Source organism: Mycobacterium sp. 360MFTsu5.1 (assembly GCF_000383495.1).
Classification (GTDB): Bacteria; Actinomycetota; Actinomycetes; order Mycobacteriales; family Mycobacteriaceae; genus Mycobacterium; species Mycobacterium mucogenicum_B.
The window spans coordinates 25,380-41,186 of sequence record NZ_KB911463.1 but is presented as its reverse complement, the minus strand read 5'-3'; the positions used below and the strand labels follow the sequence as shown (position 1 = coordinate 41,186).

Annotated in this window: 12 protein-coding genes; 4 read left to right on the top strand and 8 right to left on the bottom strand. The window is 63.1% G+C overall.

Annotation, left to right across the window (positions count from 1 at the left end):
- Positions 1-377: 377 nt before the first annotated feature.
- The 4 genes from H289_RS0103715 to H289_RS0103700 form a co-directional block, all read right to left on the bottom strand.
- On the bottom strand, positions 378-3,935 hold the full coding sequence (locus H289_RS0103715) for a PIN domain-containing protein (RefSeq protein WP_020099407.1): 3,558 nt from the start codon (positions 3,933-3,935) through the stop codon (positions 378-380).
- Positions 3,936-4,208: 273 nt separating this feature from the next.
- Complete coding sequence (locus H289_RS0103710) at positions 4,209-5,063, bottom strand: enoyl-CoA hydratase/isomerase family protein (protein ID WP_020099406.1); 855 nt, start codon at positions 5,061-5,063, stop codon at positions 4,209-4,211.
- Complete coding sequence (locus tag H289_RS0103705; protein ID WP_020099405.1) at positions 5,057-6,241, bottom strand: iron-containing alcohol dehydrogenase; 1,185 nt, start codon at positions 6,239-6,241, stop codon at positions 5,057-5,059. Before H289_RS0103705 ends, H289_RS0103710 begins: the two co-directional genes overlap by 7 nt.
- 3 nt (positions 6,242-6,244) lie before the next feature.
- Positions 6,245-7,249 (bottom strand): NADPH:quinone reductase, encoded by a 1,005-nt coding sequence (locus H289_RS0103700; RefSeq protein WP_020099404.1) that lies wholly within the window; start codon positions 7,247-7,249, stop codon positions 6,245-6,247.
- Positions 7,250-7,470: 221 nt separating this feature from the next.
- Between H289_RS0103700 and H289_RS0103695 the strand changes: the two genes are divergently transcribed.
- From H289_RS0103695 to H289_RS32795, 4 genes are all read left to right on the top strand, one after another.
- A complete protein-coding gene (locus H289_RS0103695; protein WP_029104752.1) occupies positions 7,471-7,878 on the top strand; it encodes a nuclear transport factor 2 family protein in 408 nt (135 codons plus the stop codon).
- A 1,669-nt stretch (positions 7,879-9,547) separates the two neighbouring features.
- Entirely contained in the window at positions 9,548-9,790 is a 243-nt protein-coding gene (locus H289_RS0103685) for a hypothetical protein (protein WP_155944015.1), read from the top strand.
- Between the two features lie 42 nt (positions 9,791-9,832).
- Complete coding sequence (locus tag H289_RS31695) at positions 9,833-11,323, top strand: deoxyguanosinetriphosphate triphosphohydrolase family protein (protein ID WP_196809975.1); 1,491 nt, start codon at positions 9,833-9,835, stop codon at positions 11,321-11,323.
- 63 nt (positions 11,324-11,386) lie between these two features.
- On the top strand, positions 11,387-11,893 hold the full coding sequence (locus tag H289_RS32795; RefSeq protein WP_155944014.1) for a CYTH domain-containing protein: 507 nt from the start codon (positions 11,387-11,389) through the stop codon (positions 11,891-11,893).
- A gap of 507 nt (positions 11,894-12,400) precedes the next feature.
- On the opposite strand, the gene H289_RS0103675 is transcribed toward H289_RS32795, so the two are convergent.
- From H289_RS0103675 to H289_RS0103660, 4 genes are all read right to left on the bottom strand, one after another.
- Entirely contained in the window at positions 12,401-12,952 is a 552-nt protein-coding gene (locus H289_RS0103675; protein WP_020099398.1) for a TetR/AcrR family transcriptional regulator, read from the bottom strand.
- A gap of 80 nt (positions 12,953-13,032) precedes the next feature.
- Entirely contained in the window at positions 13,033-14,187 is a 1,155-nt protein-coding gene (locus tag H289_RS31690) for a CaiB/BaiF CoA transferase family protein (protein ID WP_020099397.1), read from the bottom strand.
- Entirely contained in the window at positions 14,184-14,978 is a 795-nt protein-coding gene (locus H289_RS0103665) for an SDR family NAD(P)-dependent oxidoreductase (protein WP_020099396.1), read from the bottom strand. Before H289_RS0103665 ends, H289_RS31690 begins: the two co-directional genes overlap by 4 nt.
- An 18-nt stretch (positions 14,979-14,996) precedes the next feature.
- Positions 14,997-15,806 carry an enoyl-CoA hydratase/isomerase family protein gene (locus tag H289_RS0103660; protein WP_020099395.1) on the bottom strand — a complete coding sequence of 270 codons (810 nt, stop codon included), beginning with the start codon at positions 15,804-15,806 and terminating at the stop codon, positions 14,997-14,999.
- Position 15,807: the final 1 nt, after the last annotated feature.

Here is a 15,807-nt window from a genome sequence, read left to right as displayed (position 1 = left end):
ACACTTCGACAAAGTGGGCCCGGGTGCGGCGACTGATTGGACCGAGGTAGGTGAGGAGGACGAGCGCAACCGGCTAACCGCTCGGCGGTATCCGCGTGACCGACCAAGGCTCCTTCATCAGCGGGCCCTAGGCCTCCATGTTGCTCGCTGGCACGGGAGCCGCTCGGGTGCGGCGTGTGCTAGCCCAAACGCCGCTGCTGCACGCGCTGGACGGTGACAGCTGGCCCACCGGGACGGGCCGAAAAGTGTGGCTGGTTTTGTCTGTTCTCAAACGCGGTGCCACATTCGGTGATGACCTCAGTCGGCCTCAGTCTCGTGGTCGGGATTGTGATGGAGCCGCACCGCGAGAAACCGTGTGCTGGATCGAATCCCGCGAATCAACGGACCTGGAGAAGGACGCTGGTCGCGGTGATGCGGTCTTCCCTATTAGCCAAGGCGAATAATTCCCGGACCCACTGTGCCGCCTGCGCCCAGCTGGATTGCTGAGCCAAAAGGCGGTAATGCTTGGTTATCACGTCCTTCAATGGATCCGAGACTTCTTTGGTCCCGATGCCGTCCCGTATCCCTTGGAGGGCATAAGGCAACTTACTTGATTCCAGCCAGGGCTGCTGTAGCAATGTTGACAGCAGAATTTCCAGATTGCTCTGTGCGGCTTGGGTCGAGGGGGCCACACCAACGAGCCAATAAGCGGCCGCGGCGATCCAACCGCGCATCAAGTCCGGGTCGCCGGTGTTGCGCCTGACCGCGTCCATGACGAAGGCGATCAGTGGACCTGCGTCCGGTATCGGAGCGCTGTGAGCAATGAAGGCCGCGCATCCAAGAGGATTCCACGCATCGATAATTGCGGCGTGGGTCAGAACGTCACTTCTGAAGCTCAAACCGACAAAGTAACGCGCGACGAGCTCTGCCTGGTGCGCTACTGCCACATCGTCGGCTAGTGTGCCACCGCGCCTGAGCGCTTCGATCAGCGCCTGTGTGCCGAATGCATCTACGCCCTTCTCTGCCGCTAATCGTCTAGTCATGCGGTCGTCGCACCACAGCGGGTGACCGCCTCCGATTGCGGTGTCGAGCGCGGAGATCCACGCGACAGCGGCGCTGGCACCAGCTGAACCAATCTCGGGGAAGTTCGCGATGTCGAGCGTGTCGTTCGTCGTCAGCTTCTCGAACTGCGCTCGAATACGTTGAGCTCGTTCATGTCGCGCCTCCGCCTCCTCGGTCGAAATGGATATGGGGACCACAGAGCCATCGCCAGCCAGTCCGATTTGCAACGTCGAGAGTCCCGCCAATCGGTCGCAACCCTGAATGGCGTCGATGAGTTGCGCGCGAGCAGCCATAGGCTCGAGAAAGCGTCCTAGAAGTAGGTCCGCCAAATACTCATTCATCGCCGAGATCGCGTAGATAGCCGTCAGGTCAACGACGACCGGGGAGCCCATGGCCGCTGAAGCGGTCGCCACCTCCCTCTCAAAGGTTTCGGTGTCACCCGCGAAGAGGGGTGCTCGGGTTCTGATGGCTAAGACTTCAGTCAAACTTCTCCGGTGCAAAGTCGCCGCCATGCCGATGGGGAACTTGCCTTCTTCGAGTCTGGCATCTTGCTCGGACGTGTCGGGCTGATCGCGAAGAAACTCACGAAACGACTCCAAGGGGTTGGCTTGGTCAATCTCCTGCTGGACAAAGACATCTGGCAGCTCTTCAAGCAGAGATGCAACCAACCCACGGATACGTTCAGCCATTTCGGAGTCGTAGTCCAGCGGCAGACCGAACAGAGAGCTGACCACCGAAGCTTTGACGTCTCGGCTCTGCGGAAACTGCTCAAGGAGGGAGCTAAGCGTGTCGATGTTGGATGCGTTTCGTTCGAACCGACGCCAGAGGTCTAACCGCACCAGTGCTTCCTGCTCGTTGCGTGGCGCTGGCCGGTCGCCGACTTCGGTGTACGATCGCCAGGCTTGCTCAAAGCGTCCAAGATGGTACTGGCACAGTGTGAGCGCCCATGCGGCACTGCGGTTTTCAGGCTCTTTGGAGAGAACTTCCATTGCGACGTTGATGGCTGGCGCCCACATACTGCGCACAGTAAGTGCCTGGATTCTCACGTTGTGAGCGCGGAGCGCGCCTTCCCAGGCCTGGCTGCTGAGGCGGAGGGCTTCTTCAGCGCACGTGACCGCTGAGTCGTATTCCGCCAGTTCGACGTACTGCTCTGCCGCCATAAGTAGAAAATCAGGATCTGACCAGCGCCGGCCGGCCTGCTCGGCTTGCCCTGCCACCGCTCGAGCATCTTGGGTGTCGATCGCGAGGCTGATCAGCACGCGCGCTAGTAAGCGGTTGGATCGCGCACGCGCGCGAAGAATCGAGATGGCTTCCTCATCGCCGCTGTGGGCGTCGGTGATGAGGTTGAGCTCCTCCTGCTTCTCGGCGGGCAGTTGGTCTAGCTTCGGTGAGCGGGCGCCAAGCAGAGCAATTTGCAGGCTCAACTGTTCAACTTCGCGTGGTTCGACTGCATACTCGATCGCCGCCTGAAACTGAGCGAGCGCGGCATCGTCGTCGCGGGCGAACAGGGCAATCAGCGCCTCAACTTCATGTTCCGTCCTTGGTCCCGTCCCGGCCGCCAATTCGCGAGCCACGTCGGGCGCGTTGGTCTGCGCTGCCATCGTTGCCGCCTCCCGGCGAACTTCGATGCTTGCAGCTTCACGCGCTGTAGCCGTCCCCTCTGGCGGTGCGGACGCTAGACGCCAGGCGTGCTGCGTGCGACCGAGCAGACGAGCGGCAACGATTGCGATTTCTACGGCTTCTTCACTTGGGCCGCCCCATGCCCGAATCGCGTCGCGTGCAGTGAGTGCCGCGTCGAGGGCGCGCTCAAGATCCGCGAAATCTAGCGCGGTCCTTCTCGGTCCGCCCCGGAATACGAGGAACCTTGCAAGTAGGACGCGGCAGGCTGCGCTTCGGTATTCGGTGGCACCATGCTGACTAAGTGCAATTGCCTCTGTTAGGTCGTCGACTGAGACTAGCTGCGACAACAGCGCAATTTTTCGGGCGTTGTCGGAGGGGGAGCCAGGTTCCCAGTTTCGAAGTTCTGTTGCCGCTGCGGCGAAGTTGTCGGCGTTCGCCGTGCATATGGCGGAGGCGATCGGGTCGTCTTGTGTATATGCCGCGAGCAGTGGCGCCAATTCCGCTACGTCTTGAGTGGTTGAAAGGACCTGTTGAGTTCGCCATCGTGCCTCCGGTGTAGCGCCGGCATCGATCGCGTCGACAAACGCGACAGAGGCGATCTCGCGAAGGCCATAATCGTTCGCCAGGTTTGCAAACCATACGATCGCCCGGGAAGGGCGCGATTGAAACCACGCCGGCGGATTGTTATGCCATGAGACAAGCGCTGCAGTTCGGTCGCTCGAATGCACAAACTCGTGAACAAATTGCGAGATGGCGGGCCAAGCGCTCCTAAGCTCGCGGGCCTCCTCGGCGCGAAGGGGCGGGAGGTGGTCGAGGTTCTGCTCAAACGTCGTATCACCGGCGTATCGCGCGGACTCCCTCTCTTCGATCTTCGATCCAACGCGCTCTGCGGTGATGGCGCTGTACATTGCGGTGTTTGTGTTCGGATCTAATGACGCGGTGTACGAGTTCAACAGAAGCACCGCAAGTGGGCCCGCTTTATCAGCAGCTTCGTTCTCGGAGTCTGAGTTCTGGCAGAGCGCCGCTAATGCCTGACCAACCTCTTCGTAGCGCTCTGGATCGCCAGTCTTAAACGCTTTGAGCGGCTCACCAGTGCCGAGGTACTTGCGTAGCTTCCGGTAGGACAGCACGCCGAGGTGACTTTTCTTCGCTTGCCTCCGCATCGTGAATGCCACCACCCACGGCAGGTACAGACCCTTCAGTGGTTTTGCGACCAGCTTCCCCGCGAGCGGTCCCGCGGTCTTCGCCAACGGGATTGCCCACTCCGCGACCACAATGCCTCCATACTTGGGCGTTCTTCTGGTCGGAATATTTCTGTTCAACGCAGAGGAATGCATGCCGTCAACCGGTTTGCCATTGTACGAAGGTGGGCCGACACATTTCGGACGTCCGTTTATGCGTCGACGAGCGTTCGCGGGCCGCCGATCCGGCGCGACGTCCACGCGAGTGGTGCACCGCGTGGCCACCTGGGATACATGAGTTCGGTCGTCGGGGGTGTCCGCGCTTTCCGGGCTGACGTCCCCTGCCGATTGAAAATGCCCTGGGGATCAGCTGAAGGCGGGGCGGCGCTTCTCGAAGAATGCGCGCACGCCTTCGGCGCCGTCTGCGGACGCGCTAAGGCGCGTGATCTGGCGGGCCTCCTCGTCGAGATGGTCGGTCAGATCCACGGTGACGCTGGAGCGCAGCAGTCGCTTCGTCGTTGCCAGGGAGTCCGTTCCCATGGCCGCCAGGCGCTTGGTGAGCGCGCGCACCGTGTCGTCGAGGTCGGCGTCGGGCGCGCTTACCGGCCCGACGAGCCCGATTCGTTCGGCCTCCCCGACGCCGATCGTGCGGTCGGTGAGCGTGATCTCCAACGCCCGGCCGAGCCCCACGCGCTGGGTGAGGAACCAGGATCCGCCGCAGTCGGGGCTCAGTCCGACGCTGGTGTAGGACATTTTGAACTTTGTCGCAGGGGTGCCGATCACGATGTCGCCCGCGAGCGCCAGGCCAACTCCGCCGCCGGCTGCGACTCCGTCGATGACCGTGACGAGGGGCACGGGCGCGGCGATCAGCTCCTTGATCGCTTCGTGGATGGTTTCGGCCACGTATTGCAGCTCGGCGGGGAGATCGGCTGCGTTGCTGAAGTGGGTGAGGTCACCGCCGACGCAGAAACCGAATCCCTCGTTGCGCAGTACGGCGACCCGCACGCGGCCAGTCTTGGCGCCCTCGATGACGTCGTGTGCGAATGCGGTGAGGGAGTCGGCGAGGACTCGATCCATGCCGTTGCCGACGTCGCTGCGCCGCAGCGTCGCGGTCAGGACGCCGTCGAGCAGGGCGACGGCAATGTGGTCGTTGTTGAGGAGGTGCATCGGGATCCTGTTCTCGGTGTTGTGCTGCCGGGTGGGGGCGTACGGGGTCACCACGCCGCTTCCAGAAGGCTCAGGACGTCGTCCGGGGTGACGGGGCGGCGGCTGGCCGCGACCGCGGCATCGCCCATGATGCGTTCGGCGAGTGCCGGCAGTGCATCGCGGTGTCCTCCAGCCGCGGAGATGGTGTCGGTCACGCCGAGTCGGGTGACCAGATCACGGACGGCTGTGATGGCCTGGCGTGCGGCCGCGGCGTCGTCGAGGTCTCGGGTGTCGCGGCCCATGGCCTCGGCGATGCGGCGCAGCTGCGGGCGGGTCAGCGCCTCGTTGAACTCCATCACGCGCGGCAACATGATGGCCGATGTCACCCCGTGGGTCATGTCGAACTCTGCGGCCAGTTGATGGCCGATGCCGTGGGACAACCCCATCCCCACATTGGTCGCGGCGAAGATCGACAACCAGCTGCCCAGAAGGCAATTGGTGCGCGCCTGGGCGTCGCCGGGGTTCTCGGTGCTGTGCACGAGGTTGGTCGACAGCAATCGAAGCGCTTCGCCGCCGAGAGCGTCGGCGATCGGCATGCTTCGGGACGACAGGATGCCCTCGATGGCGTGATCGAGGGCCCGGATGCCTGAGGCTGCCCACAGCCACGCGGGTGTGCGGGCTGCCACGTCGGGGTCCAGCACGACCGCGACCGGTGTCAAACCCGGTGCGGTGTAGGCACATTTCTCATAGGTGCTTTCGTCGGTGACGCCGGCCAGGCCGGTGTGTTCGCCAGCGGACAGGGTGGTCGGCACGGCGAGGTGGGGGACGAGCGGACCGGGGATCTCGGGGACCTCGTAGACGTCGGGGTAGGTGAAGCGCACCCGGTACTTTTCGAAGCTCTCGGGTTCGGTGATCCCCGCCGCCAGGCACATGGCGACGGCCTTGGCGCAGTCGATGGGAGTGCCACCGCCGATGCTGATCACGCTGTCGGCGCCGCCGTCGCGTGCCGTCGCCGCCGCCCGCAGGACCGCGGCGCGCGGCACGTGCTGCGGGGTGTTGGAGTGCACGCCCACCAGTGCGTCGCCAAACTGGTCGCGCAGCGACTGCTCGACCTCGGTTCCGGCCAAGGACCCCGACATGATGGCCAGGGGTCGTCGTCCCCCGTGGGCGTGCAGGATGTCGGCGACACCGCCGAACGCCCCGTCGCCGTAGGTGACGGTGTCGACGTTGGGGATGGTGAAGGTGCGGGCCATGTCTCAGCTTTCGGTGTGAGGGTCGACGACGTCGATGACGACGTTGCCGCCGCCGGTGCCGGTCTCGACGGCCTGGTGGGCTAGGGCGGTGTCGCGAAGCGGGAAGCGCTGGCCGACGCGTGGGATGAGGTCGCCGCGGGTGATCCAGCGGTTGAGATCGTCTGCGGCGAGGCGGTGTTCGCTGTGGGGCAGGTTGTAGAGCAGCACGTTGCGCAGGTTGACGCTCTTGTTCATCAGCCGCCACAGCGGAATGGTCGGCGCGTGTCCGGAGTCGGTGGCGTAGACCGAGATGGTGCCGTTGGTGGCGATCACGCGGCTGTCGGTGTCGATGTTGGCGGCGGCGTCGACTTCGGCGATCCGATCGAAGCCGCGCCCGTTGGTGAGATCGAGCAGATCCTCGGCCAGACGCGGCGAGCGGTAGTTCAACACCTCCTTGCAGCCGGCGTCCAGGGCGATGGGTGCGTTGTCTTCCCGGCCGACGGTTCCGATCACCGTGGCGCCGGCCAGCCGGGCTTGCTGAACCGCCGAGTGGCCGACCGAGCCGGCTGCGCCGGCGACTAGGACGGTGGCGCCGTCGATTGGTCCGTCGGTGAACAGGCAACGATGGGCGGTCCGTCCGGGGATGCTCAGGGAGGCTCCGGTGGCGAAGTCGACGTGGGCTGGAAGTGGTTCGACCTTGTGTGCGGGCACGCACACGTATTCGGCGGCGGTTCCGGTCTGGCGGCCTAGGCGGGCGTCGAAGATCCATACCCGCTCGCCGACGGCGGTCGTGGTGACGCCGGGTCCGAGCTCGTCGACGACACCTGCGCCGTCGTCATGGGGGATGAGAAACGGGGTGTCGAGGGTGATGCGTGCCCAGCCGGAGCGGCGTTTGATGTCGGCGGGGTTGACCCCGGAGGCGTGCACGCGCACGCGGACCTCGCCAGGTCCTGGAATCGGCAGGGGCATCTCCACCAGTTGGAGCACTTCGGCCGCGGGTCCGGTCCGCTCGTACAGCACGGCCTGCATTTTGGTTCTCCTTTGTCGTGCGGTCATCGGGTCGCTGCCCGCCGACCCGGTGTCCGTGCCGTGCGGTTGGCCATGTGTTCCCATTGGTTCTAATCTTAACTGTCTAGTTAGTATTAGACAATGGGTGACCACGATGGGGCGCGCATGCCATGTAGCCGACTGCCCCACTTGAGCGCCCGGGTAAGCAGGTAAACGGAGATGTGTGCGAAAAGGGGCTCTCGATGAATCGTGAGGCGAACAGGGCGCTGACGTTGCAGTTCTTCGATAACTGGTTCTCGGGACGCATCGAGGACGCGCTCACCCTGGTCGCCGAGGATTTCACGTTCACCGTCCCCGGAGACCCCGCGAGATTCCCACTCGCCGGGACCTATGACCGAGCGGGTTGGACTGAGATGTTGGCTAGGGTCAGTGCGGTGATGCAGGGGGGAGTGGAGGCCGACATCCTTGCGTGCGTGGCCGACGACGAGCAGGCGGTGGTCGTGGCCCACACCTTTGGCACCTCGCGAAACGGCCGGCAGTATGACAACGATCTGTGCTACGTCGTACGGATCAAAAGCGGGCGCCTGGCGTCATGCCGTGAATACCTCGATACCATCCACGCCAACGAGGTCCTGGCTGAGTCCACTTAGAACGGGACGCAGGCTGCGCGGTCGACGAATCGGTGGCATGCCACCGCATCGAAGGGCGGGATGGGCATGGTCGAAGCGATACGCTCGGAGGCGTTGGCCGCTCTTCCAGCGGTAGAGCCGAGCGACATCGCCATCCTCGAGGAGAGTTGGGAGTCGAGGGGTCCCATCTGTTCGGAAAATGTGCTTGGTTGTACAGGTGGGGCTACTTTTGCTTCTGACTGGTTCCGCCCCGGACTGGCGGAATCCGGTCGATTCTCGGTCATAATCGCCGAACAAACGGCAACGCCCCCGGGGCAGCTCTCGGCTTGAAGGGGCCTGCCGGTTCGGTCAGTCTCTGTCAGCGCACGCCGCAGCTCGCAAAGAGGGTCGATCGAGGGCTTCGTATCGTACGACGGTGTTGGTCGGGAGGACCTGCGCTGTGGCGTCCTGTCCTTCTACTGTCGGCTGGAGCTCCGTCTAGTGATTCGTGACTTCCGCCTGTCGCCGCCAGTTTCGGCTGCGGGCGGGGAGGTTTTGGTGCAGAATCCGTCCATGCCCGGAGCAGGGATCCAGCTGCAGCGCGACGCTGCGGTTGGGACGTGCTTTCGCTTGATGAAGATCCGCCGCGCACTGCGTCAGCGGCAGCTGCAGATCGTGTGCAGCGCGGCTTGGTTAGTGGGCTGGCCGATTAATGTCGAGCGTCTCGGGCCAGCGGTCGCCGCCTCCCAAATGGAGCCGTTAGAAGCCGCCCGTACAGGGGCATCCTTGAGGCGGAGGGCGGAAGCCCTCCCCGGTGGATACGAACCCGCGACGAGGCAAACGAGGCAGTAGATGCGGGAGACACGACCTGCGGGCGCTTGGCTGGCTGCCGCTAGCCTGCTGCAGCACGACTCAGTCGACTGCACGGGTTTTCGCGGGCTGGTCGACGGAGCCTGTGGCGCTCGGCGAGCCAACCATCGTGCCCCTCTACAGCGGCTAGCCTGTCGAGAGCGGTTCAGTTTGGTCTCCGATAACCGCGAAACGCGTAACCCAATTTGCACCGTCAATAGATCCGGCGGTTACAAGAAGGTCAGCGCCACGATAACGGGCTGTAACGATCCGCCTGATCTGGGCTGGTGCGGAATGCATACGGATTACCTGATTACGCGCAGCGGAAATAGCGACTGCTGGTGGGACTCTGGACGAGAAACATCGCTAAATCTCGTCCTGTTGCAGGATGGATTGGGGTGCGAATCGCAGTCGCGGCACACATCCCTCTGCAGGCCCGTTGTTTCGCTGCACTGGAAAAATGCGTCTCCAAGCGTGAGCATGGCAAACCATCAGATGCGTCCGCGGTCCAGCGATTGCTGGTATGAGGCGGAGGCTCAGCGGGGAGAACCGAGGGCTGGCCGCGGCATCGCGAGGTACTTCCCGACGGGGCTTGTGTCATCAGTGCAATACCGAGCGGCACGTCCTCGCAGGCCGGCCGCCCTCCCGGGAGTTGTCACACAGCTCGTCTACACTCCGAGGCTATGGCAACAGGAGGTTGGCACACCCCAATGGAGGGCTCGCCCCGTAGAGGCGGGAGGTGGACGAAGCAGCCACGCAGCAAAGGCTGCTGACCTTTTTGTTTAGCATTGCTAATGATATTGGCAGCTAGGCAAACGGGAGATTTCTCTTATGGGATACAAACCACATGAAAGGACAGGACATGTCGGTCGATATTAGTGCGGAAGCCATTGCGGCTGCGGACTACCAGAGCCCCCATCTCTCTTCGCCGGAGTATCGCGGTGAGGAACAGCGCTACAGAGATGCAATCGCTGCGCGGCAGCAAATTCTAACGGACAAGCCAGAACTCAAGGACAAGCCCGGCGAGCTAGCTGCTGAAATTAGCAACTGCGCCAACGTGGAGCACTCGATCGCTGTTATCGTCGCCCTTTCGCCGGCGGCCTGATTTGAACTACGCATTCTCGATATACCTCCAGGTGCGAGACACGTGAATCAACCTCCTGTTGCCAAACACACTTTGCGTGCCAATCGTCTTTACGCAAATCCGAACCGCGACATTAATCAAGAGCTTCGAAGCGAATTCCAGCGGGACCTTGATCGTCTTCTCTACACCACCTACTTCCGGCGACTGGCTCGAGTAACGCAAGTATCGGCAACGGTTCAGCATCACGGAAAATCTGATCCGTACGGCTTGATACACAATCGACTTACCCATTCGCTAAAGGTGGGCCAAGTAGCCAGGCGGCTATGCCAATACCTGCTCCGCGACGCCGAAGTGTCTGGCGGCAAGTCAAATCTCGAAGGCATTGAGAAGAACGGCGGTATCGACCCTAACGTCGCAGAGGTCGCGGGCCGTGCGCACGATATCGGCCATCCACCGTTTGGGCATCTTGGCGAAGAGATTTTGGACGAGATAGCCGTGAGTCGGGGTCTAGAGGACGGATTTGAAGGCAACGCTCAAACGTTTCGAGTTCTTGCGACGCTCGTTCGGAGGGTCCCGGTAGTCGCTCTCGAGAAGCCGCGGCATCTTCCGGCCGCCAACGCAGCGATGGGGTCTCTGGATCTGACCGCCGCCTCACTGGCGGCTTGCGTGAAGTATCCATGGCCAAGAGGGGGGAACCCGAATAAGCCGAAAAAGTGGGGATTTTTCGAGCCAGATCGCGACGTCTTCCTAAGTCAGGTTCAGCCTCTGCTGAACGACGGCCGCCCGACCCTCGAGGCGCAGATCATGGACTGGGCAGATGACATCACATACGCGACACATGACATCGAGGACTTCGCCGCAAACGGACGGATTCCGTTACCCAATTTGCAGCATACCTACGATGCCCGCGGAAACCTTGTTCCGATCAATCCGGAGGAAACGGACGAGTTCTTATCGTACGTCCGAGTAAAGCTGACCAAAAAAGAAAGCTTTGAATTTGATGAGGCGGTGCGTGAATTCAGGGAATTCGCCACCCTCTTTCCGTCTCGGATTAGGTATGGGCACCCCGCAGATATGGCTGTGCTGGGGGCGCTGACCTCCCAGTTGATCACCTCGACCAGTAAGGCCACGTCGGTACGCCCCGACGGAAACTTGGAGATCAAGCGCGCCTCCATTGGGCTGGTCGAGATACTCAAGCAACTAACGTGGTTCTACGTTATAGACAGCCCTGAGATGGCCTCGGTCCAGCGCGGCCAAAGGCGGCGGTTTAAGCGTGTAGCGACGGATCTGGTTAACTGGGCGTTAGACGTGTTCCGTACCGAAGTCGAAGGCCCGGACGGTAGCAGGCGGAAGCTCAGTCTAGATGAAATCAAAGCTCGGCGCGTGGTCCTTCCTGAGTTGCTGAGGAGCCTGGTTTCGGCGGCAGTAGACGCGAATGAATACCACGGTATTTACCCAGGCAGACCCGACCTTGCCGTTGTGCGTGGCACTATCGACTATATAGCCTCTTTGACCGAAGATGAGGTCGAGAACTTGCACGACGAGTTGTTTTAAGTGCCGGCGTCAAAGGTCCCTTATGAGAGGGAGAGGAAATTCGTCGTCAAAGACGCCTCTATCGTGGACGACGTACCGTTTACGGATATTGTCCAAGCATATCTTTTTTCGTCGCATGGATGGTCTCAACGGGTCCGCTTTAGTCGTTTTGCTGGGATGGAGAGCGTTTCCGCGGAAGTCCTCGCCACCTACGCGCTGAAAGGGCCGCAGACTTCAAAGGGGAGGGTCGAGTACGATTGGGAAATCGATCTCGATGTGGCCATTGCGGTTAGTGCGATAACAGATGTGAAAGTCCGAAAGCTGCGGCATCACCTCGTTGCCGAGGGCGAGGCGTACGACGTTGATGTGTTCCTCGGTAGAAATCGTGGATTAGTGGTTGCCGAGCTTGAATCATCAGATCCCTATAAGGCGCATACAGCCTCATTCTGTTCAATCGAAGTGACGCAAGATGTTCGATTCCAGAATGACCAGCTTGCCTCGAATCCTTTCGTGGAATGGCCAGAAGAAGATCGCCAAAGATTTTGCGTCGACGTCCCCGGCAAGTCCTCTCAAATGCCGGATGTCGGCTAGTCCACGTACACCCCTGCTAATTCCAGGGCATTAGAAGCACTGCTGCGAATCGATCAGCTTCACGTTTCAGGAATGGGTCGCCGGCGGTGAACTCTCAATGCAGGACCGGATGGCGCAGCTCGTAAGTGGCAGGAAGCGGTGGCGATAAGCGTCATTCGCACGGTCGGCTGAGTGCACGATGATTGGTCGTGACAGCGACAGCGTGGAAAAGGCGCCGACGCAGGCGACCTCTTCTTCGGCCAACGGAACGAGCACGATCCCTTGATTTTCGGTGGTGCGAACCAAGATGCGGGAATTGGTTCGGTTCCAAGACCCCGCTGTGAAAGAAGGCGTTGCCGAGTCTCAAGGTGTACGAGGGGCCGTTCTGCCGCGAAGACTCCACGCGGAACTGCCAACTCGCCGGCGAGCAGTGGAGCTGCCGCTGTGTGTGCGCTGCCTAGCTCTACCGACGAGGTCTCGGAATTGACCACGTGACGGCACCGAGGCCGTCCGGCCGCGCGGCGCCGCTCAGGGTTCGAAGACGCAGCCGACTAGCATCCAAATCTGCTCGGCCAAGCGCTCGGGGGAGGTGCTTCCCTCCGGGTCATACCAGCGATACAGCGTCGCGAGCATCGACTCCAGGAGGTTGGCCGCGATACGTGTGTCCACCTTGGCGCGATTGGCAACAGGTTGCGCCGCCAGGCATTGATCCAGCAAGGCTGCGAAGTCCTTGGTTTGTTCACGGGCCCAGCTGCGGAACGCCTTTCGGGCGGCTTCGGACAGTTCGGTCTCTTCGCTGAAGACGATCGCGTAGAAGGTCCGATTGGCCGACGAGGCCTGAATGTGGGCCATGATCGTCTTGCGGAGGCGGTCGACGGGATCATCGGCCGAGGATTGGACGCTGCGCAGTTCCTGTTCCAGATTCTTGGTCATCTCGTCGACGATCAGATCCAAGAGATGCTGCTTGGTGCGCGTGTACTTGTACACCGTTGGCCGCGAGATGCCGGCGGCCAGGGCGATGTCGTCGATGGTCGAGCTGCGGTAGCCCTTCTCCCGGAATGTCTTGGCCGCAGCGGTCACCAGCGCTCCTGTGTCGGTTGCGCGTTCCCTGGCCATCCATCCTCCGGTGAGCCGTGAGCCGAAACTGTAATACTGCCTAGTCAATATATCGGCCTGGGGGCCGATTCGCGCAACGGCGCGACCAATCGGTCGACCACTGCTGGCTCAACCCCAGCGGCAGTGAGGAGTTCGGCGGTGTGCTCGCCGAGTCGGGGTACGCCTCGGCGCGGGCCGTGCGCGACGCCGTCGACGAGTAGCGGCTGGCGTATGAAGGTCTGCCGTCCGTCGGGGGTGGGGATCGCTTGAAGCATCTGACGCAGCGCGACGTGCGGGTCGGCCAGCAGGTCTTCGGTTGTGTTGAGTCGCCCGTACGGGATCCCCGAGCCGGCGAGCACGACGTCCCAGTGATCGGCGGGCTTGGCGGCGATCCGCTGGGCGATGTCTTCGTGCAGGGCATCGCGCCGTTCGATGCGTTGCGACCCGGACAACCCGTGAGCGTCGGGCATGTCCAGTGCGACGCACAGCGCCGCCCAGAAGTGGTCTTCGAAGGCGATGCTGAGTGACACCCAGGTGCCGTCGGCGGTGGCGAACAATCCGTAGCCGGGGTCTAGGCCCAGGGTGTCGGCGGGCAGCGCGTTGGCTTGGGGTACGAGTTTGGTTGCCGCGACGGTGAGCAGGGTGTCGAACATGGCTACGTCGTAGTAGCCGCCGCGGCCGGTAGTGCGGGCGGCGAGCGCGCCGGTCACGGCGGCGAACGCGGTGAACATGCCGCCGAACAGGTCGGCGAGCGCCAGATGGGGGACGCGTGGTTCGGTGGCGTCGAGCAGGCCGGCGAGCGCTTGGAAGGTCAGGTCGTGGGCGGGCAGGTCGCGCAGCGGGCCGTTTTGGCCAAAGCCCGAGACCGACACGTACACCAGCGCAGGGTTGTCCGCAGTCAATTGGTCGTGGCCCAGCCCGAGGCGGCTGAGCACGCCGGGCCGAAAGCCCTCCAGAACGACGTCTGCGGTCGCAATGAGTGCCTTGCAGGCCGCCAGCGCCTCGGGGTCCTTGAGATCCAGTGCCGCGGAGCGTTTTCCGCGGTTGAGCGCCTGATACAGGCCCGGGAACGCCCGCGACGGATCACCGCCCCGGGGCCGCTCGATTTGGATCACGTCGGCGCCGAGGTCACCGAGCAGCAGGGTGGCGAAGGGGCCGGGAAACTGCTCGGCGAAACTGATGACCCGAATTCCGGCCAGGGGAGCGGCGGGGCTGCTCATGCGGATACGGCGTAGCCGCCGTTGACTGGGTAGGTCTGTCCGGTGATCCACTCCCCGGCGGCCGAGGCCAGGAACAGCACCAGGCGGGCGGGGTCGTCGGGCTCTCCGAAGCGTCTGATGACATAGGAGCGCAGCGCCTTCTTGGCGGCCGCGGGGTCATCGATGGCGGTCGCCACGCCGGGGGTGTTGACCCCGGAGAGGGCGACGCAGTTGACGGTGATCCCGTGACGGCCGACGGCTTTGGCTAGGCCGCGGGAAAAACCGGCGGCGCCTGCTTTCGCGCCGCCGTAAACGACGAGGTTGGGTTCCCCGATGCGGCCGGCATCGGAGATGACGGTGATGATGCGCCCGTAGTTCTTGGTGACCATGTCGGGCAACACCGCACGCGATGCGTTGAGCACGCCGAAGAAGTTGGTTCCGATCCAGGACTGCCACTGCTGGGGTCCGGTCTCCCAGAACGGCGGCGCGGGTGCCATGGGGTCTTCGGCTGGGCCGGCGTTGCCGGCGTTGTTGACCAGTACGTCCACCGTGCCAACGTCCGCGGACACGCGGGTCACCATCGCCTGGACTTCGTCGAAGTCGGTGACGTCGCACTGCACGGGGAGCGCGCTGCCGCCGCTGGCGTCGATCTCCGCGGCAACGGACTTGGCGCGGTCCTCGTGGAAGTCGTTGACCACGACCAAGGCGCCCTGATGGGCGCATTGGTGTGCCACCGCGCGCCCGACGCCCTGGCCGGCTCCCGTGACCAGCACCACCCGTCCGGTCAAGTCCAGAAAGTTCTCGTCCACCATGATGTGTCTCCTTCGTCCTTATCGGCCAACGTATTTCGGCGTGCGCTTCTCGCTGAACGCCGCGATGCCCTCGTGCCAATCGGCTGAGGTTTCGTGTAGTGCGGATTGCTCGAGTTCCATCGTCAGACCGACCTCAGGGGGCACCCGGAGGCCGTCGTTGGCGAGCATTTTCATGCGCGCCAGCCCCACCGGGCTCTTGCTAGCGATGCGGGCGGCGATGGCCGCGATCTCCGGTTCGAGTTGGTCGTCGTCGACGACCGCGGTGAGCAGATCGGTGCCCTCATACCATTCGGCGGGATGGAGCTGGCCGGTGAACATCAGAAACTTGGCGCGGGACAGTCCGAGCCGGCGGGTGAGGCGCACCGAAGCCCCGCCGCCGGGGATCTGGGCGTAGTTGGCGTGACCGTCACCAATGCGCGCCGAGCGCGCGGCCACCGCCAGGTCGCAACAGAGCACCAGTTCCAGGCCGCCCCCCACGGTGATGCCCTGGATGGCGGCGATCGTGGGCTTGTCGAGGGCCTCGAGCCGATCGAACAGGTCGCGGACCCGGCGTAGGAAGAGTTGACCGGCGCTGTAGCGGCCGGTGAGGTGGGGTTGGGCTGCCAGGGACTGGGCGTAGGCCAGGTCGGCGCCGGCGCAAAAGGCCCGGCCCACCGCGCCGATGACCAGGCACCGGACGTCGGGGTCGGCGGCGGCTCGGTCCAGGCCGCGGTGCAGCCCGTCGAGGAGGTCTTGGTTGAGCCCGTTCATGGTGTCGGGCCGGTTCAAGCGCAGCCATAGGGCATCATCGCGGCGGTCGATCAGCACAGCGTCATCGGCGTCGGTCACG

Excerpts from the sequence above, each read along its gene's own strand:
- H289_RS0103705 (WP_020099405.1), bottom strand. The coding sequence starts at position 6,241 with ATGGCCCGCACCTTCACCATCCCCAACGTCGACACCGTCACCTACGGC.
- H289_RS0103700 (WP_020099404.1), bottom strand. The coding sequence starts at position 7,249 with ATGCAGGCCGTGCTGTACGAGCGGACCGGACCCGCGGCCGAAGTGCTC.
- H289_RS0103695 (WP_029104752.1), top strand. The coding sequence starts at position 7,471 with ATGAATCGTGAGGCGAACAGGGCGCTGACGTTGCAGTTCTTCGATAAC.
- H289_RS0103685 (WP_155944015.1), top strand. The coding sequence starts at position 9,548 with ATGTCGGTCGATATTAGTGCGGAAGCCATTGCGGCTGCGGACTACCAG.
- H289_RS31690 (WP_020099397.1), bottom strand. The coding sequence starts at position 14,187 with ATGAGCAGCCCCGCCGCTCCCCTGGCCGGAATTCGGGTCATCAGTTTC.
- H289_RS0103665 (WP_020099396.1), bottom strand. The coding sequence starts at position 14,978 with ATGGTGGACGAGAACTTTCTGGACTTGACCGGACGGGTGGTGCTGGTC.